Annotated in this window: 17 protein-coding genes; 8 read left to right on the top strand and 9 right to left on the bottom strand. The window is 72.8% G+C overall.

What is annotated here, in order from left to right:
- Positions 1-1,665 (bottom strand): rhamnogalacturonan lyase B N-terminal domain-containing protein, encoded by a 1,665-nt coding sequence (locus tag CP983_RS09475; protein ID WP_150499275.1) that lies wholly within the window; start codon positions 1,663-1,665, stop codon positions 1-3.
- A 160-nt stretch (positions 1,666-1,825) separates the two neighbouring features.
- Here CP983_RS09475 and CP983_RS09470 point away from each other — a divergent pair, with 160 nt between their 5' ends.
- Together CP983_RS09470 and CP983_RS09465 are read left to right on the top strand one after the other, a co-directional pair.
- The gene (locus CP983_RS09470) at positions 1,826-2,854 is read left to right on the top strand and encodes a rhamnogalacturonan acetylesterase (RefSeq protein WP_150499274.1); all 1,029 of its coding nucleotides are present in this window, start codon (positions 1,826-1,828) and stop codon (positions 2,852-2,854) included.
- A 69-nt stretch (positions 2,855-2,923) separates the two neighbouring features.
- Positions 2,924-4,612, top strand: coding sequence for a DUF2264 domain-containing protein (locus tag CP983_RS09465; RefSeq protein ID WP_150499273.1), 1,689 nt, complete (start codon positions 2,924-2,926; stop codon positions 4,610-4,612).
- Between the two features lie 24 nt (positions 4,613-4,636).
- Here CP983_RS09465 and CP983_RS09460 read toward each other — a convergent pair whose 3' ends face one another.
- Positions 4,637-5,302: a hypothetical protein gene (locus CP983_RS09460; protein WP_150499272.1), complete on the bottom strand. Its 666-nt coding sequence runs from the start codon at positions 5,300-5,302 to the stop codon at positions 4,637-4,639.
- Positions 5,303-5,452: 150 nt separating this feature from the next.
- Here CP983_RS09460 and CP983_RS09455 point away from each other — a divergent pair, with 150 nt between their 5' ends.
- Entirely contained in the window at positions 5,453-6,232 is a 780-nt protein-coding gene (locus CP983_RS09455; protein ID WP_229914673.1) for an isocitrate lyase/PEP mutase family protein, read from the top strand.
- 73 nt (positions 6,233-6,305) lie between these two features.
- Entirely contained in the window at positions 6,306-6,731 is a 426-nt protein-coding gene (locus CP983_RS09450) for an NUDIX hydrolase (RefSeq protein WP_107907787.1), read from the top strand.
- Here CP983_RS09450 and CP983_RS09445 read toward each other — a convergent pair.
- The 5 genes from CP983_RS09445 to CP983_RS09425 form a co-directional block, all read right to left on the bottom strand.
- Positions 6,718-7,440 carry a hypothetical protein gene (locus CP983_RS09445; protein WP_107907788.1) on the bottom strand — a complete coding sequence of 241 codons (723 nt, stop codon included), beginning with the start codon at positions 7,438-7,440 and terminating at the stop codon, positions 6,718-6,720. The genes CP983_RS09450 and CP983_RS09445 overlap by 14 nt on opposite strands.
- Positions 7,441-7,477: 37 nt before the next feature.
- Positions 7,478-8,899, bottom strand: a complete 1,422-nt coding sequence (locus CP983_RS09440; protein WP_150499270.1) for a prenyltransferase/squalene oxidase repeat-containing protein — start codon at positions 8,897-8,899, stop codon at positions 7,478-7,480.
- 61 nt (positions 8,900-8,960) lie between these two features.
- Positions 8,961-9,563 carry a TetR/AcrR family transcriptional regulator gene (locus tag CP983_RS09435; RefSeq protein ID WP_150499269.1) on the bottom strand — a complete coding sequence of 201 codons (603 nt, stop codon included), beginning with the start codon at positions 9,561-9,563 and terminating at the stop codon, positions 8,961-8,963.
- A 47-nt stretch (positions 9,564-9,610) separates the two neighbouring features.
- The gene (locus tag CP983_RS09430; RefSeq protein ID WP_150499268.1) at positions 9,611-10,303 is read right to left on the bottom strand and encodes a response regulator; all 693 of its coding nucleotides are present in this window, start codon (positions 10,301-10,303) and stop codon (positions 9,611-9,613) included.
- Complete coding sequence (locus tag CP983_RS09425) at positions 10,300-11,166, bottom strand: sensor histidine kinase (protein ID WP_150499267.1); 867 nt, start codon at positions 11,164-11,166, stop codon at positions 10,300-10,302. Before CP983_RS09425 ends, CP983_RS09430 begins: the two co-directional genes overlap by 4 nt.
- Before the next feature lie 139 nt (positions 11,167-11,305).
- Here CP983_RS09425 and CP983_RS09420 point away from each other — a divergent pair, with 139 nt between their 5' ends.
- Together CP983_RS09420 and CP983_RS09415 are read left to right on the top strand one after the other, a co-directional pair.
- Positions 11,306-12,013: an ABC transporter ATP-binding protein gene (locus tag CP983_RS09420; protein WP_125525496.1), complete on the top strand. Its 708-nt coding sequence runs from the start codon at positions 11,306-11,308 to the stop codon at positions 12,011-12,013.
- Positions 12,010-14,325, top strand: coding sequence for an ABC transporter permease (locus tag CP983_RS09415; RefSeq protein ID WP_150499266.1), 2,316 nt, complete (start codon positions 12,010-12,012; stop codon positions 14,323-14,325). Before CP983_RS09420 ends, CP983_RS09415 begins: the two co-directional genes overlap by 4 nt.
- Positions 14,326-14,335: 10 nt before the next feature.
- Here CP983_RS09415 and CP983_RS09410 read toward each other — a convergent pair whose 3' ends face one another.
- Entirely contained in the window at positions 14,336-15,877 is a 1,542-nt protein-coding gene (locus CP983_RS09410; RefSeq protein WP_150499265.1) for a hypothetical protein, read from the bottom strand.
- Positions 15,878-15,895: 18 nt separating this feature from the next.
- The gene (locus CP983_RS09405) at positions 15,896-17,224 is read right to left on the bottom strand and encodes a jacalin-like lectin (RefSeq protein WP_150499264.1); all 1,329 of its coding nucleotides are present in this window, start codon (positions 17,222-17,224) and stop codon (positions 15,896-15,898) included.
- 256 nt (positions 17,225-17,480) lie between these two features.
- On the opposite strand from CP983_RS09405, the gene CP983_RS09400 reads away from it, so the two are divergent.
- Together CP983_RS09400 and CP983_RS09395 are read left to right on the top strand one after the other, a co-directional pair.
- Positions 17,481-19,214, top strand: a complete 1,734-nt coding sequence (locus CP983_RS09400) for a PHP domain-containing protein (RefSeq protein ID WP_150499263.1) — start codon at positions 17,481-17,483, stop codon at positions 19,212-19,214.
- Positions 19,211-19,723 carry a hypothetical protein gene (locus CP983_RS09395; protein ID WP_150506495.1) on the top strand — a complete coding sequence of 171 codons (513 nt, stop codon included), beginning with the start codon at positions 19,211-19,213 and terminating at the stop codon, positions 19,721-19,723. Before CP983_RS09400 ends, CP983_RS09395 begins: the two co-directional genes overlap by 4 nt.

Here is a 19,723-nt window from a genome sequence, read left to right as displayed (position 1 = left end):
TCAGGCGAGCAGGTCGATCGCGTCGATCGCCGTGCCCGCGCTGAGATAGCCCGTGGTCCCCGAACCGCTCACCACGTCGATCCGCAGCACGTTGTACTGGCCGGTGTCCGTCCGCCAGGCGGACGCCGGCACGCTGTACGTGAACGTGTGGTTGTTGCCCCGGTAGGACCCGTTGGTCAGCGACCGGGTGCTCGGCTGGGTGGGCGGGGAGGGGATCGCGGACGTCCAGGTGTCGTTCACCGTCACCTGGGGGCGGCCGTTGGCGTACGCCGTCGTCACCCCGATCCGCAGGGTGTGCGCGGCCGCCGCCTGGGCCGCCGTCAGCTTGAAGTACACGAGGATCCCGCTGTTGACGTCCTTCCAGAGGTAGCAGGGGAAGGACGCCGTCTCGTCGTTGCCGACGACCACGTTGCCGGTCCAGGGGGCGGCGCGGACGTCGGACGGGTGCGCGTACGTCATCAGTCCGGCGTTCTTGAAGCCGGCCGGCGTGCCGTTCCAGTCGCCGATCCGCCAGATGGCGCTCGCGTTGCCGGGGTCGTTCGAGGACGGGATCGCGATGGTGTTGAGAGTGGTGGTGCCACCGGCCGTGACCGTCACCGAGCCCGTGTACACGGCCAGTTCGCCCTTGAAGACGGTGAGCGTGTAGGTCCCCGGCAGCACGCCCCCGATGGAGAACCAGCCGTCGGAGGCGCGGGCCGAACCCCAGTACTGGGCGGCCGGGCCGGCGAGCCCGACCGTGTACGGGTACGCCGTGTTCCGCCCGGAGATCCCGACGCCGGCCACCCGGCCCCGCCCGCCCGCGCCCACGTACCCGGACATGCCGAGCGAGTCCGCCCACGAGGTGGTGAGCGTGCCCGGGAACAGGGAGGAGGAGGGCGCCCCGCCGTCCGTGAAGGCGATGACGTACGGGCCCTGGAGGCCGAAGCGCTGGGCCTCGGTCTGGTTCTGGCCGTAGTACAGGATCTCGTACAGGCCGCCGCCGTCCGCGCTCTGGTGTCGCAGCAGCGAGCGGTAGAACGGGCCGCCGGACGCCTTCTCGTGGTTGCTGCGCACGATCCACAGGCCGACGCCGCCACCCGTCCAGCCGACGTGGTCGTAGTCCATCACCCGGAGCCCGGAGTAGTGCTTCGAGCGGGTCTGGCCGTCGGACTTCGCGAACACGTCCGAGGCCTCGACGGTGATGGGCGCGTAGGTGTAGGAGTCGGGCTCGTCGTTGAGGAACAGGCCCTTCTTCACGCGCAGGATGTAGCGGGTCGCCGAGACGGACGTGTCGGCCTTGCCGGTCCAGAGGTAGATGTTGTTCTCGCCGCTGCGGGCCGCGTAGTAGTGCCGCAGCGTGCCGTGGGCGACGGAGACCAGGATCGTCGTGCCGGACTGTTTTATCGACACGGTGGAGGTGCCGAGGCCGGACTCGATGTGCGAGTTCATGCCGCCGTAGCCCTGGTAGTCGGTGCCGCGGTAGATCAGCGAGGTCAGGTCGCCGTTGGTCCTGCTGACCTTGAAGACCAGGTCGGCGCCGGTGTCGACGACGTAGTTCGAGCCGTCGTCGCTCCAGCCGAAGGTCGCGGCGCGTGCCGTGCCGGCGAGGGCCGCGGTGCCGGCCGCGGCAGTGGTGCCGAGGACGAAGGTGCGGCGGCGAACGGATCTTCCGTGGGATCCGGACATGGGGGGTGCCTCCTTCGGAGTCTGGGGTGCGGGTGTTGTGCAGGGTGGCAGTTGAATCGATTTCGCGAAAGGGCTTGCGCAGAGCTTGGACTGGGCGGTTCTCTGAACTGCAATCCAGATCTAGAAAGCGCTTGTCGAAGTCGAGTGAGGGGAGTCGCGTATGAGACGTTTCAGTGTCGCCGTCCTGGTGGCGGCCGCCGTGGGCAGTGTGCTGACTGCGGCACCGGCCCGGGCCGCCGAGACCTTCGCCAACTGCACCGCCTCCGCCTGCCACTTCGACGTCCCGCCCGGCAGCTACGACGTGAAGGTCGTCCTCGGCGGCGACGCGGCGTCGAGCACGAGCATCGCGGGCGAGACGCGCCGGGCCCTGCTCCCCGAGACGTCCGTCCCGGCCGGTGAGCGCATCGCCCGCAGCTTCACGGTGGACGTCCGTACACCGGAGGGCGAGCCGACCGGCGCCGAGGGCACTCCCGGCCTGGACCTGCGGCTGGAAGGCGCCGCCCCCGCACTCGCCGGCATCAAGGTCACCCCGGCCCGCCACGCACGCCGGATCTTCCTCGTCGGCGACTCCACGGTCTGCGACCAGCCCGGCGACCCGTACTCCGGCTGGGGCCAGCAGCTCCCGCAGTACCTGCGCAAGGGTCTGTCCGTCGCGAACCACGCCGACTCCGGTGAGAGCACGGTCAGTTACCTCGCCGACGCCCGGCTGTGGGCCACCGTCCGGCCGCTGATCCGCCGCGGCGACCTGGTGCTGATCCAGCTCGCCCACAACGACAAGACGACCGACGAGGCGACGTACCGGGCGAATCTGGAGACACTCGTGGCGGGCGTGCGCGAGAAGGGAGGCGAGCCGGTGCTCGTGACGCCGATCGTCCGCCGCTGGTTCAACTCCGACGGCACGCTGAACAACGGCACCGCCCTGCTGGTGAACGGCCTGGGCGTGGACCATCCCGCGGTGATCCGCTCGGTCGCCGCCGCCCGGGACGTCCCCCTGATCGACCTCACGGCGAAGACCAAGGCGCTGGTGGAGTCGCTCGGCGTCGAGGGCTCCAAGGCGCTGTACCTCTACGACGAGAAACGGGACAACACGCACACTTCCGTGCACGGCGCCACGGTGTACGCGAGCCTGGTCCGCGAAGAACTCGTCTCCCGGCATCTGGTGCCACAGGGCCAGGTGCGGGTGGGATGAAACCCCTGGGGCGTCCCGACCGGAACCGGGGCGCCCCAGGCCTTGACCGAGCCGCACGGAAAGAGAGCGATGCACCTGCCCCCGGACGACCGCACCCGCAGCCCCCGCACCGGCTACACCCGCGCCCACTGGGAGGCCGCCGCCGACTCCCTGCTCGCGGCGGTCGAGCCGTACGCCACCGAGGACCGTGCGCTCTACCACCTGCCCGGCGAGCACGAGAGCTGGTCCGGCCGCCTCTCCGACGGCCTCGAGGGCTACGCCCGCACGCTGCTGACGGCGGCGTTCCGCCGGGACGAGACGGCGCTGGAGCGCTACGCCGACGGGCTCGCCGCCGGCGTAGCGGGTGTCTGGCCCCGCATCGAGGACCGCGGCCAGCCCCTGGTCGAGGCGGCGTCGATCGCTCTCGCGCTGCGGCTGACCCGGCCACTGCTGTGGGACCGGCTGGACGACGGGGTGCGGCAGCGCGCGGCGGCCTGGCTCGGGGACGCGCTGACCGCCGAAGCCTGGCCCTGCAACTGGGAGTTGTTCCCGGTGACGGTGGGCGGTTTCCTCCAGGAGGCCGGCTACGAGCCCGAGGCGTCCCGCAAGGCGATCGAGCGGGGCCTGGAGCGCATCGAGGACTGGTACGTCGGCGGCGGCTGGTACACCGACGGCGACGGCCGGAAGTACGACTACTACAACGGCTGGGCCATGCACCTGTACCCGGTGCTGCACGCCTGGCTCGCCCGCGACGAACACCTTCTCGACCTGTACGGCGGCCGGCTCGAACGCCATCTGGCGGACTACGCCCGCCTGTTCGGCGGCGACGGCGCCCCGCTGCACCAGGGCCGCTCCCTGACCTACCGCTTCGCGACCACCGCCCCGCTGTGGCTGGGCGCCCTCACCGGCCGCACCCCGCTGCCGCCGGGGGAGACGCGCCGGCTGGCCTCGGGCGCGCTGAAGTACTTCCTGGAGCGCGGCGCCGTGGACGCGAACGGCCTGCTGACCCTCGGCTGGCACGGTCCCGACGAGACGGTCCTGCAAGGCTATTCGGGCCCGGCGTCCCCCTACTGGGCGAGCAAGGGCTTCCTCGGCCTGCTCCTCCCGGCCGACCACGAGGTGTGGACGGCGCAGGAGGAGCCCGGCCCCGCCGAGCGCGTCGACGCGGTCACCGCGATCGCCGCCCCCAACTGGCTTCTGCAGTCCACGAGTTCGGACGGCCTGGTCCGCCTCCACAACCACGGCAGCGAGGACGTCCGCTACGACCCGCACTACACCCGCCTCGCCTACTCGACGGCCACCCGGCCCGCACCCGCGCACGACAACAGCGTGATCGTCGGCGACGACCCGAGCCGTACGGACATCGTGCCGCTGGGCGTGGGGGAGGGCTGGGCGGCCTCACGGCACTCGATGGGCGACGGCGTGCGGGTCACGAGCGTGGTGCTCGCGCGGGGCGCCGTCGAGGTGCGGGCCCATCTCGTCGCGGGGGCGCGGCCGGGGACGCCGGTGCGGGTCACCGGCTGGGCCGCGCAGGACGGGCTCCGAGGCGAACTCCGGCCCGCCGCCGGTCTCGACGCCGGCCTCACCGGCGTCACAGGCGACCGCCCCACCCTCTTCGTCGCCCTCGCCCGACTCACCGCCGAACCGGAACCCACGCCGCTGGACGAGCTGGTGACCGTGCGGCCGGACGGTGCGGACGGGATCCTCGTCCGCTGGAGCGACGGCCGTGAGGTCCGGGCCCGGTTGACGGACGGCGAGGGTGTCGGCGTCACCGTCTGAGCACGGCCGGGCGCCGCGACGGCGTCACATGGCCGTGGCGCTCCCCGAGAGACCCGCGCGGTCGAGCGACCGGGCGACGGCGGGCAGGTCCCGGGGATCGCCGTCGGGGTCGGTGGAGCCGAGCCGCTCCAGCAGCAGCCGCGCCTCCAGCCGGTATGCCTCGGCGTCGGCCAGGAGGTCGGACGCGCCCGGACCGGGGACCGTGCCGTCGATGTGGCAAGCCAGGTCCCTCAGCAGGGCGGCACGGTCGACGAAGTCGCTGAGACCGCAGTCCAGGCCGTCGTCCCCCAGGCTGTCGGGGTAGGGCGCCCGGCTCCAGGCCCCGTTCTCGTACCAGTAGACGCAGCCCAGTTCGTAGCCTTCGAGCCGGTCGCGCAGCTCCTCGTAGGGCAGCCAGTCGGGGCCGCCGGCCAGCATGTCGATCGGCGGCTCGTGCCACTTCACACCGCTCGACTCGTCCTCGCCGTAGAGCACGAACCGGCCCTCGCCCATCCGCGACATGACCCACCAGGTGCAGCCGCAGTCGTCCCAGTGCAGACCGTCCTCGTCGATCCAGTGGCCGCTCCTGTGAACGGTCGGCGTCTCTTCCCTCTCGGTCGTCGCCTCGACGGCGGCGATCAGCGCCCACCGCGCCCACAGCACCTCGGCCGCCGGAAGGTCCCCCGGCAGCCCCGGTCGATGAATGGTCATGCGTTCCCCCGAGTCGTACTCGTCACGATGATGATCACCGCAACAGTACGACCTTCACCCGCCCGCCCCGCATGCTTCGGCCGGCACCGAAGTGACCGGGGCCTAGCGTCGGAACAGGAACGAGGACCGCCGACGCCCAGGGAGACCGTCGTGACCACCTTCGCCGAACTCCACCGAGGCCACGAGCCTCTGCTGCTCCCCAACGCCTGGGACCACGCCTCGGCCGGCGCGCTCGCCGCCGAGGGCTTCCGCGCGGTCGGCACGACCAGCCTCGGCGTGGCCGCCGCCGTCGGCCTGCCCGACGGGGCGTCGGCCACCCGCGACGAGACCCTGCGCCTGGCCCTCACCCTCGGCTCGGGACCGTACCTCCTCTCCGTGGACGCCGAGGACGGCTACAGCGAGGACCCGGACGAGGTGGGGGAGTTCGCCCGGGAGCTCGTGGCCGTGGGGGCCGTCGGCATCAACCTGGAGGACGGTCTCGGCTCACCCGGGCTGCACGCCGCGAAGATCGCCGCCGTCAAGGCGGCCGCACCCGGCCTCTTCGTCAACGCCCGCACCGACACGTACTGGCTGGGCAAGGGGGACACGGACACCAGGGCCCGGCTGGACGCCTATCAACAGGCCGGCGCCGACTGCGTGTTCGTGCCCGGACTCACCGAACCCCACGCGATCGCCGCCCTGGTGAAACACCTCGACGTCCCCCTCAACATCCTCTGCACCCCGACCGGCCCCACCCTTCCCCAGCTCGCCGACCTGGGCGTCCGGCGGGTCAGCCTCGGCTCGCTGCTCTACCGGCGGGCGTTGGGCGCGGCGCTTCAGACCGCACTGGACATCCGCGAGGGGCGCACACCGCGCGGGCCCGCCCCGTCGTACGGGGACGTGGACGCGCTCAGCCGCCGGGGCGACGTGACTCACAGCGACGAGCCGTAGGTTCCTGTTAGCCTTGACTCTTTCGCGGGTATCACACCCTTTGGACTCATCACCGGCGAGGGACCGAGGAACCATGACCATGGACATCCCCGGCGACAGGCGCCTGGCGGCCGCCGTCGTGATGGACGACCGACAGCGGGTGCTCCTGGTGCGCCGCAGCGAGAAGGAGCGGTTCCTGCCCCGGGTGTGGGGCGTTCCCTGCGGGAAACTGGAGCCCGGTGAGAGCGCCGTGGACGGTGCCCTGCGCGAGCTGAAGGAAGAGACCGGACTGCTCGGCGAGATCGTCCGCAAGGTCGGCGAGTCCTCCTTCCTCAGCGACTACCGAGGGCACGAGATCAAGAACTGGCAGGAGAACTTCCTGGTCCGGCCCTTGACCGGGGAGATCACCCTGCCCGAGCCCGACCAGGACCACGCCTGGCTCGCCCGCGCCGAGCTGACGGCCGTCGAGATCGACGAATACAACCTCGACATCGTCCGGCAGGCGTTCACAGAGTTCTGAGCTGCTCCGCGAGGTCCCGCAGCGCCGCCAGATACTCCGCCGTCCCCAACGGCACCTTCGCGACCGCACCCGGATGCGGGCCCGCCGCCGTGAACACATCGGTGTGCGGCCGTCGTTCGGCGCCCGTCTCCAGGAACAGCGTCACCGTCGGCCGGTCCGTGTCGCACCAGGCCCGGTGCAGGGTGTGCGCGGGCAGGGCGTAGGAGCTGCCCGCCGCGTACTGGCCCAGATGCGTCAGCCGCAGCCGCGCCGGCCCCGCCGGCTCCAGCACCCAGCTCGCCGAATGCTCCGCCAGCGACTCCTCGTAGCGGGCGGCCGCGATACCGCCGTCGCCGACCTCGTACAGCTCCATGGCCAGCCGGCCCCGTACGACATAGGACGCCAGCGGGGAACGGTGGTTGTGGATGTCCTCCTTGCCGATCGCGCCCGCCCCCGGATGCCACACATGCGCGCGCAGCATCTGACGCGGGCCGCCGTCGATCAGCAACAGCTTGTCGAAGCCGAGGACATGCCGGTACGACAGCCGGGCGCGGGCGTCCGGATCCCCCTCGCCCGAGGCGAGTTCGGCGACCAGCTCCAACAGCCTCTCGGGCGAACCGAGTTCGGTGACGACCGCGCGGGCCGCGGCCACCAGCCGGTGCTCGGGCAGTTCACCGTCCAGCGCCCCGGCCAGCAGCCTCCGTGCCGCCAGGACCTGCCGACCGCCCATGCACCCATCCTCCAACGCCCGCTCGAATCACCCGACTTCAGCCCTGTGGCTGGTACATCCATACGGCATGCGCGCGCAGCGCCGAAAGACCTTGATAGGTCATCCACATCGGCCGCCGCCGCTCGGTCGCCTCGTCCCGTGCCCACAGCCAGATGCCGTCCGTCTGCCCCGCCCACACCGCGGCGACGGCGCCCTCCAGCCGTACCCGGAGCTCGTCCTCCAGCCCCTCCGCGCGGGCTATCTCCAGCGCGCTCGGCGTGAGCAGGGCGCGGGCGAGCCAGGACGCGGTGAAGTGCCGAACGTTCAGCACCTCGTGGCGGGCGGGGTCGTCGGTGCGCGGCCGGCGCACCTCCTCGTGGAGGTTCGCCAGGTCCGGGCAGGTGTCGTGCGGCGCGTCGGGGCACGACAGCAGCCAGCGGATGCCGTCCTCACGAGCGGCGCGGGCGCGTTCGGCGCGCGCGTCGCCGTCCTCGCCCAGCACCCGGGCGGCCCGGTCCAGGGCGACGACGGCCTGCGCGGTGTGCAGCGGGGACGGCCTGCCGTACGGCGGCTGGAGCCGGTAGCCCCAGCAGCGCAGATGGTCGCGGCGCGGGTCGCTGATCGCGCCGTCGGCGAGGGCCTCGCGCAGCAGGGGCAGGACCTCGGAGCGGGGCGCGGCCCGCAGCAGACCGCGCAGCACCGTCGTCACGACATGGGTGGACTCCCGCCCGGTGCGGTCGAGTCGGCGGGTGAACCCGTCGGCGCAGTGCTCCACCTCGGCCGCCAGCCGCTCGGGGGACGCACCCGCGCGGGCCAGCGCCCCCAGCACCAGCGCGGTGACCTCCGGCCGCGCCTCGGAGCCCTGCGAGCGCGCCGACCAGCCGCCGTCGGGAAGCCGCAGCCGCCACAGCGTGTCGACCAGTTCGCCGGTGCTCAGCCGTCCCTCGGGCACGCCGAGGTCGAGCATGATGTGCAGGCCGTAGGCGGTGCCGACGGGAGTGGGCCGGGACGGCGTGTCCTCGCCGAGGGAGTGCGGCCAGCCGGTGAGCCGCCCGTGCTCCGGGTCCTCCACCACGGTCACCTGCTCGACGAGGGTGTCGTAGGCGGTGGCGAACACGACCGGGAGCGGGCCGGGCGCGCCCGGTGCCATCGCGCCGGGCCCCACGACGGGAGCCGGCGCGGAGTCGGCAGCCGTCCGCGCCCGCAGCAGGCCCGCCGCCAGCCAGGCCGCGACGAAGGTGCCGAGCCCGCTGACCCCGGAGATGAGATACCGGGCGGCCGAGCCGTCGATGGAGTCGGGCAGGACACTGAACAGGAACTGGAAAACGCCGTACCCGGCGGCCGCGGCGCCGAGGCCCCCGAGCCAGCCCACGAAGCGTGCCGGGGGCGAGGTGTGCGGGTCGTCCGCGTCCGGAGAGGGGGGTGCGGGATCGGGCCGACGGGACCTCAAGGGGCCGCGTCCGAGCTGCTGTTGGGACAAGACGCGCTCCCTCCCCCGTGGCGGCGGCGTGTGAACTCCGCGAAGCTTCCAGTCTAAGTGGTCAGCGTGGCACCTGGGGCAACGGCCGGTGGTGCCCGCCGCGCGGCCAGTTGGCGAGAGCCACGTGCAGGGCGTCGATCGCGCGGTCCCACGACTCGCGCACGTCCCGGGGAGCGCCGAACGCCCCGGTGGACTCCAGGGCGCAGTAGCCGTGGAAGGTGCTGCGCAGCAGACGGACGGCGTCGGTGAGGTCGGGCTCCTCGAGGCCGTAGGCGCGGAGCATGCCGTAGGTGATCTCGGCGGTGCGGCGCATCGCGGGGGAGTCGGCGGCCAGGGACTGGTCGACGCGGATCTGGGTCGCGGCGTACCGGCCCGGGTGCTTGAGGGCGTACTCCCGGTAGGCGTCCGCGAAGGCGGCGAGCGCGTCCTTGCCGGCGCGTCCCGCCACGGCCGCGGCGATCCGGTCGATCATCTCGCCGCCCGCCAGCAGGGCGAGGCGGACGCGCAGGTCCTGGAGGTTGCGGACGTGCGAGTACAGGCTCGCGTCCTTCACGCCGAAACGCCGGGCCAGCGCGGACAGGGTGACGTTCTCGAAGCCCACCTCGTCGGCGAGCTCCGCGGCGGCCGCGGTGAGGCGGTCGGCGGTGAGTCCTGCGCGGGCCATGGGGTGCGTCCTTCGACTGCGGAAACCTAAAGTGACTAGGCAGGATGCTAGTGGTCGCCGCTCGCACCCGGCCTGACCAGCCCCGTCTCGTACGCCAGGACGACGGCCTGGGCGCGGTCCCGCAGCGACAGCTTGGCGAAGATACGGGCCACGTGGGACTTCACCGTGGCCTCGCTCAGGGTGAGACGGGCCGCGAGCTCGGTGTTGGACAGGCCCCGGCCGAGCAGGGTCAGGACCTCCCGTTCGCGGGGAGTGAGGGACGCCAGGCCGGCGGGGACGGCGGGCGCGTGGGTGGCGGGGTCCGTGGCGAAGCGCTCCACCAGGCGGCGGGTGATGGAGGGGGCCAGCAGGGCGTCGCCGGTGCTGACCAGACGTACGGCCGCCGCCAGGTGCTCGGGTGTGACGTCCTTCAGGAGGAAACCGCTCGCCCCGATCGACAGGGCCGTGTAGACGTAGCGGTCCAGGTCGAAGGTGGTGAGCATCAGCACCCGGCAGTCCGGGGCCTGCCGGAGGATTCGGCGGGTGGCGTCCAGGCCGTCCATGTTCGGCATGCGGATGTCCATCAGCACCACGTCCGGGCCGAGTTCACGCGCCAGCGACACCGCCTCCACGCCGTCCGCGGCCTCGCCGACCACCTCGATGCCGCGCGCGGTCAGGATCAGCCGGAAGCCGGTGCGGATCAGCGTCTGGTCGTCGACGACCAGCACACGCGGCGACGGCCCGGCCGCCGGCGCCGTCACGGCCGGTCCAGGGGGATGCGCGCCCGGACGCGGTAACCGCCGCCGAGCCGCCGCCTGGCGTCCAGGTCACCGCCGTAGACCGCGACCCGCTCCCGCAGCCCCAGCAGGCCGCGCCCGGTGCCGTCCCGGTGCCGCGGTACCGGCCGGGGCTCCTGCGGGGCGCCGCCGGTCAGCACGCTCGGACCGGTGTTCAGGACCTCCACCCGCAGCGCGTGCTCCGCGTAGCGCACGGTGACCTCGGCCTTGCCGCCGTCGCCGTGCCTGAGCGCGTTCGTCAGGGCCTCCTGCACGATGCGGTACGCCGTCACGTCGATCCCCTGCGGCAGCGGGCGGGGTTCGCCGGAGATCCGCACCTCGACCGGCAGCCCCGCGAACGACACCCGGTCGACCAGCTGCCCCAGCCGGTCCATGCCCGGCTGCGGGGCGAGGTCGGTGGCGCTCGCACGGTCGTCCACGCCGGTCTCGGCGTCGTCGTCCTCGCCGCTCGGCGACGGGGCCAGCAGCCCCAGCAGATGCCGCAGGTCCGTCATCGCGCCGCGGCCCGCGTCCTCCACCGCCCGCAGTGCCGCCGACGCCTCGTCCGGCATGGTGCCCATGACCTCGCGGGCGGCGCCGGCCTGGACGACCATGAGGCTGACGGTGTGACTGACGATGTCGTGCAACTCGCGGGCGATACGGTCGCGTTCGGCCGAGACCGCCGCCCGGGCCGCGCTCTCCCGCTCCCGCTCCAGCAGCCAGCCGCGCTCCCCGACCGCCTGCCGCCAGCGGCGCCGCGTCCGCAGCAGCGCGACGGACAGCGCCAGTACGGCCGCGCACGCCACCGCGAGTCCCACCACCGGCGCGTTCGTCTCCCAGTCCCCCATGGCGCTCACCCTGACAGACGATCACCGCGAGTGCATCGGCCGGGAGATGCAGACCCTGCATCCTGAGGTTGAGGCGCCCGGCCGGATGCCATCCCGGGTGGGATGCCCGGACGCGGGTCCGCCTCGTAGCGTCCTGCCCATGACAGTCGAGGACAGCAGTGGAGAGGTCGTCGTACGGCTCGACGGCGTGCACAAGGAGTACGGCGAGACGACGGCGCTGGCCGGGGTGTCGCTGGAGATCCGGGCCGGGGAGGCGGTCGCGGTGATGGGCCCCTCGGGGTGCGGCAAGTCCACGCTCCTCAACATGATCGCCGGCCTGGACCGGCCCACGGGCGGCACGGTCGTCGTGCACGGGGAGAACGTGGGGGAGCTGAGCGAGAAGGGGCTCGCCCTGTACCGGCGGCGCCGGATCGGCATGATCTTCCAGTTCTTCAACCTGATCGACGACCTGTCCGCCCTGGACAACGTGGCGCTGGCCGCCCAGCTGACCGGCACCCCGGCCCGGCAGGCCCGCCGCCGTGCCCTGGAGCTCTTCGGTGAACTCGGCATCGGGCACCGGCGCAACGCCTACCCCGCCGTCCTCAGCGGCGGCGAGCGCCAACGCGTCGCCGTGGCGAGGGCGTTGATGAACCGTCCGGCCCTGCTGCTGGCCGACGAGCCGACCGGCGCCCTGGACAGCCGCTCCGGGGAACAGGTCATGGACCTGCTGCTCGACCTCAACCAGATCGGCCAGACCCTGATCCTGGTCACCCACGACGAGCACCTCGCCCGGCGCTGCGCCAGCCGGCTCGTCGAGTTCGCCGACGGCCGGGTCACCGGCGAGCACACCCTGGAGCCGTCCGCATGAGGGCCGTGTGGCGCGCCGCCCGCGCGGCGGTACGGCGGCGCAGACTCCAGACGCTCGTCATCGCGCTGGTCACCCTGACCTCGACGGCCGCGATGGTCGTCGCCCTCGGTCTGCTCGACGCGGCCTCCGCCCCCTTCGACAAGGCCTTCGGCCGGCAGCGCGGCCCGCATGTGACCGCCGTGTTCGACCCGGCGAAGGTGTCCGCGCCGCAGCTCGCCCGGGCCGCCCGGCAGCCCGGCGTGGCGGCCGCCGCGGGCCCCTACGCGCAGGCCACGGTCGAACTGCCGGACGGCGCGATGAACTTCGGCCTCGGCACCCAGATCACGGTCGTCGGCCGCGCCGACCCCGACGGCCCCGTGGACCGGCTCGACCTGTGGGCGGGCCGCTGGGCCACCCGCCCCGGCGAGGTCGTGCTGAACCGGCAGTCCGACTGGACCCCGGACGACCTCGGCAAACGGCTCCCGATGCCGTCGGGCGGCCCGGAACTCACCGTCGTCGGGTTCGCCTTCGACCTGAGCCGCACCGCCGACGCCTGGGTCGCGCCCCGCCAGATCGACGCCCTGGAACCGACCGCCACCCAGATGCTGTTCCGCTTCCCGGACGCGTCCTCCGAGGACCGGCTGCGCGCCCAGCTCGGCACGGTCACCGAACGGCTCCCGGCGGACGCGCTCACCGCCTCCCGGACGTATCTCACCCTCAAGCACCAGGTGAGCAGTTCGGCACGGGCGTACACGCCCTATCTGATGGCCTTCGGCATCCTCGGGATCGCCGTCGCGGTGCTCATCGTCGCCAACGTCGTCAGCGGGGCGGTGATCTCCGGGTTCCGGCACATCGGCGTGCTCAAGGCGCTCGGCTTCACGCCGGGGCAGGTGGTCGCCGTCCACCTCACGATGATCTCCGTGCCCGCGGTCGTCGGCTGTGCGCTCGGCACACTTCTCGGCAATGTGCTCGCGCGCCCCTTCTTCGAGTTCGTGTTCATGGGGCCGGACGCGGGAGTGCTCCACGACGACGTGTCCGTCGCCGCATGGGTGAACGCCGTCACCCTGCTCGGCATGCCCGCGGTCTGCGTCCTCGCCGCGCTCGCCCCGGCCCTGCGCGCCCACGGCATGTCGGCGGCGCGGGCGATCAGCGCGGGCAGCGCCCCGCGCGTCGGGCGTGCCCTGGGCATCCAGCGCCGGCTGGCCGGCAGCAGGCTGCCGCGCTCGGTGAGCCTGGGCATGGGGCTGCCGTTCGCCCGGCCCGGACGCAGCGTCCTGACGCTGGCCGCCGTGGTCCTGGGGGTGACCACGGTGACGTTCGCGACCGGCCTCGCGACGACCATGGACCGGTTCGGGAACGCGGGCCGCGACGCCTACCAGGTCACGGTGTACGCCTCCAGCTTCCGGCACGGCAAGGAGATCGAGCCGCAGCACGACGACCGCGAACTCGACGCTCTGCTACGGGAGTTGCCGGGGGCCCGAGAGGTCACCGCACGGGCGTCGGTGGACGTACGGCTGACCGGCTCGGCCCATCAGGTCACCCTCGAAGGGCGTCGGGGCGACCGGCTCCGACTGGACGGCGTGCTCACGGACGGCCGGTGGATGCGCGAGAGCGGCGAGATCGTCGCCGGCTCGGCCTTCCTGCGGCAGAACGGCGTACGGGTCGGCGAACGGGTCGGCCTGGAGAAGGGCGGCCGTACCGAACGGGTCCTGGTCGTGGGTGAGTTCATGGAGAGCAACGCCCGGGTCGTGCTCTCCGACTGGCCGACGCTGACGGCGCTCGCCCCGGCCGAGCGGCCCATCGCCTACCACGTGGCACTGCGCGACGGCGCCGACGCGGCCGGCTACGCCCGCGCGGCCCGCGCCGCCGACGCCGGGATCACCCCGGACGTGCGGGGCTCCAACTCCGTCACGCAGACCATCGTCGGCTCGGCCTCCGTCCTCACCCTGATGCTCGCCGCGGTCGCCTCCCTCGGCGTCTTCAACACGGTCGTCCTCAACACCCGCGACCGCAGGCGCGACCTGGGCATGCTCAAGTCGATCGGCATGACCCCGCGGCAGGTCACGGCGATGACGGTGACGTCGATGGCAGTCCTCGGCGCGCTCGGCTCCCTGCTCGGCATCCCCCTGGGCATGCTCGGCTACGAGCTGGTGATCCCGCGCATGGCGGACGCGGTGGACATCACCCTGCCGCCCTGGATGACGGACGTCTGGCGGGCCCCCGCCCTGTCCGGACTCGCCCTCGCGGGGCTGCTGATCGCGGTGCTGGGGGCTTACGTACCGGCGCGCAGGGCGGCCCGGCTGACGATCGGGGAGGTGCTGCGCAGCGAGTGAGGCGGCGGCCTCAGCAGCGCCCGCCGTGGGCCACGACCAGCTCCACGTCCTCGGCCCGCACCCGCAGGGCGTGGCGCTCGGTGTCGTCGCCCCGGGACGACGACGGGTCCCAGAGCCAGAGGGTGTCGCCGCTCGGCTGGAAGGACAGCACCGGGTGGGCGGTCGGGACGGGGCCGTTCACGACGGGTGTCTCGGGGCCAAGGGGGCGGACGCAGACGAGTTCGGCCCGCAGGCCGAAGTAGCCGGGCGGGCGGTGGCCGGCGCCGGCCGCGGCCATCGCGCGACCGGCGGCCTTCTCCACGTCGTCGAGCGCGATCTGCACCACGGTCAGGACCGCGATCAGCCCCGCCAGCACCAGCGAGACACGGAAGAAGCCGCTCACCGGCGCCTGCACGTTGAAGTGCCGGGCCCACCCCGCCAGCGCGATGAGGCCCAGCAGGAACAGCACGGCCACGGCCAGCGGGCGCATGGCCACGAGGTACTGCCAGTAGAAGCCCACATGGACCGAGTCGGCCGGGATCCCGAACATGTCCTCCAGATAGACGGCGTGCAGGAACGCCCCGACCCACGGCAGCACGAACGGCAGCGGCGCCGCGAGGACGGGCAGGAACCACTGCACGTTGCGGCTGAACCAGGACGCGCTCAGCGCGTACCACAGCCCGAAGGCCGTGAGCCCGAGGCCGAGCGTCATGCCGAATCCGGCGAGCAGCCCGGACAGCCCCGTGTCCTCGGACCGTCCCCAGATCCAGCCGGCGAACGTCCCGCTGCCCGCCAGGATCAGGCCGCAGCCCAGCCGGACGAGCTTGGGGCGCGGCGCGTTCGAGGTCATCCACGCACCCGTCGGCCAGGAGACGGCCGCGGGCACCAGCAGCGCGGTGAAGCGCCACGCGGTGTCGAACGCCCCGAGCACGATGCCGCTCGCGACACAGACCAGCACTACGGCGCTGATCACCGCGACCCGTCCGGCATCCTGACGCCACTGCGTCGCCCCGGCCTCGGGGCGGGGCCCGATCGCCCGGCGTATGTCGTGCGCGTCGGGGTCGAAGGGCGGGCCGCCGATGTTGCGCGCCCCCAACTCCGCCAGCGCCCGCTCCCGTTGCTCGTCGGAGTACTCGCCGCGCAGCTGGAGCGTGTGCCGCACGTCCAGGCCGCCGACGGCCGCCCAGTGCTCGGCCAGCCACCGCAGGACCGGTCCCGCGTCGGCCGGCACCCTGCGGTGCACGTGGTACACCGTCTGCGTCTCGGTCGGCCTGGGCGGGATCAGCTTGCTCTCGCGCACCCACAGATCGAGCTTGCGCCGCTTGGCGAGGGTGGTGAGCTGTTCGACGGCCGTCGAGCGGGCGGTCCAGCGGGAGCCGTGCACGGGCACCTCGACGACGACCCCGGCGTACCCTTCGTCCACGGTGACCGAGTCGCCGTCCCGCGCGGGCCGCACCCCCCACCCCTGGGCGCCGAACACCCCGCTCGCCAGCTCCAGTTCGTCCTGGTCGTCACGGACCTCGACGACCAGGCGAACCCTGCGGTTGTACGGTCCCAGCGCCTCCGGTGTCACCGGGGAAGTCTCGCACCGTCAGCCGATCGGCGCGTACAGCACCCCCAGCTTGTCGATCTCGTCGCCGGAGCGCCCGGTGAACCCGACGATCTGCCAACCCGACGGCGCCGTGAAGGTCTTCGCGTCCGAGGTCGCCGTACCGGACGACAGCGTGCGGCCCTTGTCGGTCGTGAAGGCCGCCGAGAAGATCCGGGTACGGCCGTCCTTCTGGCCCTGCGTCAGCCTCACCGTCGTGAGGTGCTCGCCGGCGGCGAGGGTCAGGGACGTCGCGGTGCCGCCCGTGCCGCCGTGGGTGAGGGCGCTGCCGCCGTCGTGGGTCAGGGCGACCGCGTCCAGGCGGGAGCCGCCGCGCAGGGTCAGGGTGCGGGGCGCGGGTGTGGCCGGGAGGTCGTCGGCGTCGTTGAAGGCCGTGCCGTGCGGGCCACCGATGAAGTCGCTCGCCCTCAGGGACGGGTCGAGGGTGTAGGAGAAGTCGACCGTGTGCGGGAAGTGGTCGGAGAGGTGCTTGCCGTCCTCGCGCAGGAAGTTCGCCCAGTCGTCGTTGTAGCGGGTCGCGTTCAGGGACAGCAGTTCGCCGCCACGGTAGAGGACCTTGTCCACGACCTCGCAGTCGTTGGCCGGGGCCGTCGCGTCGCACAGCAGCGCGTCACCGCCCGCCGCCGGGGGCGTGCCGCCCTTCACGAGCTGCACCCACGCGTCGGTCAGGCCGTTCTCGGCGACGAGCGTGCGGATGTTGTCACCGGTGCGGGTGTAGCGGGTGTTGGTGTCGCCCATGACGATCACCGCGTTGCCGGCCGAGTTGGCCTGGATGAAGTCCGACAGCTGCTCGACGTTGGCGCGGCGGGCGGCGAGGGCGGCGTCGTCGGAGTCGGCGTTGGTGTGGACGTTGTACAGGTCCACGAACACGCCCTCGGCGAGGCGCACGCGGGCCAGCGTGAAGCCCTTGGGCGTAAGGCAGTTGGTGCCGGTGCAGTCGTTCCACCGCACCCGCTCGAAGTCCTCGAAGGGGTGGTCGGAGAGGGTGTTGAGGCCGTCGCCGAAGGCCGCGCCGCCGCTGGTCGCCGTGCGGTAGGGGTGGGTGTCGTTGGCGTACAGCGAGGCGTGGTAGTTGAAGTCCTCCTGCACGTTGACGATGTCGTACGGGCCCAGCCGCTGTCCGATGAGCGGGGTGTTCGTCTCGGGGTCGCTGTCGCCGAGGCCGAGAGGGAGGCCCGCGATGTTGTACGTCAGCACGTTGAAGGACCCGGAAGCGGCGGCCGTCGTGGCTGTCGCGGGGGTGGCGGCGGTGGCGGTGAGGCCGGTGAGGGCCAGTGCGGCCGCCGCGAGCGTACCGATCAGTCTTCTCATGGTGGGGGTGTCTCCGGTCGGTGACGAAGAAGATGAACGTTGAAGTTGAGCGTTGTTCAGGTTCGGTGTCAACAAGGCTGACGTACAAGGGTCGTTGAGGAAACTGTGAGAGGCGGGGCGATCCGCCGTGTCGGTGGCACCCGGCGGTCATGCCTCGCTCGTTCAACGTTCATGTTTCGCCTTGATCCTCCACAGGCGGCGCAACAGCGCCGTAGAAGGCAGCCGCTGGAAGCCGGCGGCATCCCAGGAGGCGTTCATGGGACACGGGCACACGCACGGCCACGGCCATCATCACCACCACGGACACGACCACGACCACTCGCACGACGCGGCGGCCGCGCTGCCCGCCGCATTCGACCCCGCCGTGCCCGACGAGGCCCTCACCCCCGAGCAGCAGTCGCGCCGCACCCTGCTGCGCCGGGCGGGACTGCTGGGCGCGGGTCTGGCCGCCGCGAGCGTCGTCGCCCCGGCCGCGGCCGCCGCCGCTCCCGCGTCCGCCGCCTCCTCGGCCCCGGCCTCCGGCGGCCGCCGGTCGAACGGCTTCCTGTGGCTGTCCGGTGACCACCACATCCACACCCAGTACAGCAGCGACGGCAAGTACCGCGTCGTCGACCAGGTCCGCCAGGGCGCCAAGCACGGCATGGACTGGCTGGTCATCACCGACCACGGCAGCACGACCCACGCCAAGATCGGTGTCGACAAGGTCAACCCGGACATCAGGGCGGCCCGCGCCGCCTACGAGGACACCCTCGTCTTCCAGGGCCTGGAGTGGAACATCCCGGGCGCCGAGCACGGCACCGTCTTCGTGCACCCCGGCAGCAACGAGGTCTCCGTCCTCAAGCAGTTCGAGACGGACTACGACGGCAGCGTCAAGAACGCCTCCGACTCGACGCCCGCCAACGAGGCCCTTGCCGTCGCCGGCCTGAACTTCCTCGCCGAGCAGGTCCAGCGCCGCAAGGTCAAGGACGCGCTGATGCTCGCCAACCACCCGGCGCGGCGCGGTGTCGACTCCCCGCACGAGATACGCAACTGGCGTGACGCGGGCCGCGGCCGCCAGATCGCCATCGGCTTCGAGGGCGCCCCCGGCCACCAGGCCGCCGGCCTGCCCGCACCGATGGGCCCGGGCCGCGCCCGCGGCATCTACGACAACAACCCCAGCGCCAACTCCTTCGCCGGCTACCCGCTGGAGAGCTACCGCACCTGGGGCGGCTTCGACTGGATGACGGCGACCGTCGGCGGCCTGTGGGACAGCCTCCTCGCCGAGGGCAAGCCGTGGTGGATCACCGCCAACTCCGACTCCCACCAGGTCTACGCCGACACCGCCGCGCGCGGCACCGGCGGCAACTTCGAGACCGACGGCCGCTACGCCGACCCCGTCTACGGCGGCCAGATCGACATCGCCCAGGGCGACTACTGGCCCGGCCAGTACAGCCGTACGCACGTCGGCTCCGACGGCTTCTCCTACGCCGCCGTCATGGAGGGCATCCGCGCGGGTCGCATCTGGGTCGACCACGGCCAGCTCCTCAGCGGCCTCGACGTCCGCGTGACCGGCGGCCACCGCTGGGCCACCCTGGGCGGCGCCCTGCACGTCCGCAAGGGCACCGACGTCACGCTGACCGTGGACGTGGCGATGGCCGGCGGCCCCAACTGGGCGGGCTTCGTGCCCAAGCTGGCCCGCGTCGACGTCATCCAGGGCGATGTCACCGGCCCGGTCGCGGACAAGGACACGTTCAGCGCGCCGACGGCGAAGGTGGTCAAGTCCTACGAGGTGAACAAGTCCTCCGGAGCGGTCCGTCTCACCTACGACCTCGGCAGGGTCGACCGCCCCGTCTACGTCCGCCTGCGCGGCACCGACGGCAACCGTGGCGCCGTCGGCGCGATGGGCGCGGCCGTGGACCCGGCGGGCCCCGCCATCGACGTCGTCGGTGACGCCGACCCGTGGCGCGACCTGTGGTTCTACTCCAACCCGGTGTGGGTCCTGCCCTCGTGACGCCGTACGTCCTGACCGTGGACGCGGGTGTCAGGGACCTCCGTGCGGCCGACCACCTGCTCCACACGCTGGCGGCCGAACTCGCCCTCCCCGAGGGCGTGTTCGGCTGCACCCACCTGGTGCGGGGAGAGCGTCCGCGCGTGGCGCTCTCGCTGGCCCTGCCGTCCGAGCCGCTCCTGCGTACCGCCCAGGAGCGGCTCACGGCCGGGGGCCACGAGGTGTCTCCCGGTGCGCCGGACGCGGTCGGCCGCGCGGTCCTCTACCCGGGCGTCTCGACCCTGACCGGCACCCTGACGATCGCCGAGGTCCTGTCCCGCTCGGCCATCGCCCGCGTCACGGTGCTCGGCACCCCGGGCGGCCCGGCCCCCGACACCCCCCTGGTGACGAGGGACCACGTCCGCCCGCAGTGGCAGCACGACGAACTCGTCCTGACCGCCATGCCGGCGATCGGCGGCACCCTGGTCCCGTTCGAGGTCCCGGAACCCACGCCCTGCTGCGCCGATCACTGA

This window comes from Streptomyces chartreusis (assembly GCF_008704715.1).
GTDB lineage: Bacteria > Actinomycetota > Actinomycetes > Streptomycetales > Streptomycetaceae > Streptomyces > Streptomyces chartreusis.
The sequence above is the reverse complement of the archived record's forward strand: the minus strand, read 5'-3'. Positions and strand labels throughout refer to the sequence as shown.

Coding starts and splice junctions, on each gene's coding strand:
- CP983_RS09475 (WP_150499275.1), bottom strand. CDS start 1,665: ATGTCCGGATCCCACGGAAGATCCGTTCGCCGCCGCACCTTCGTCCTC.
- CP983_RS09470 (WP_150499274.1), top strand. CDS start 1,826: ATGAGACGTTTCAGTGTCGCCGTCCTGGTGGCGGCCGCCGTGGGCAGT.
- CP983_RS09465 (WP_150499273.1), top strand. CDS start 2,924: ATGCACCTGCCCCCGGACGACCGCACCCGCAGCCCCCGCACCGGCTAC.
- CP983_RS09460 (WP_150499272.1), bottom strand. CDS start 5,302: ATGACCATTCATCGACCGGGGCTGCCGGGGGACCTTCCGGCGGCCGAG.
- CP983_RS09450 (WP_107907787.1), top strand. CDS start 6,306: ATGACCATGGACATCCCCGGCGACAGGCGCCTGGCGGCCGCCGTCGTG.
- CP983_RS09445 (WP_107907788.1), bottom strand. CDS start 7,440: ATGGGCGGTCGGCAGGTCCTGGCGGCACGGAGGCTGCTGGCCGGGGCG.
- CP983_RS09435 (WP_150499269.1), bottom strand. CDS start 9,563: ATGGCCCGCGCAGGACTCACCGCCGACCGCCTCACCGCGGCCGCCGCG.
- CP983_RS09425 (WP_150499267.1), bottom strand. CDS start 11,166: ATGGGGGACTGGGAGACGAACGCGCCGGTGGTGGGACTCGCGGTGGCG.
- CP983_RS09420 (WP_125525496.1), top strand. CDS start 11,306: ATGACAGTCGAGGACAGCAGTGGAGAGGTCGTCGTACGGCTCGACGGC.
- CP983_RS09415 (WP_150499266.1), top strand. CDS start 12,010: ATGAGGGCCGTGTGGCGCGCCGCCCGCGCGGCGGTACGGCGGCGCAGA.
- CP983_RS09405 (WP_150499264.1), bottom strand. CDS start 17,224: ATGAGAAGACTGATCGGTACGCTCGCGGCGGCCGCACTGGCCCTCACC.
- CP983_RS09400 (WP_150499263.1), top strand. CDS start 17,481: ATGGGACACGGGCACACGCACGGCCACGGCCATCATCACCACCACGGA.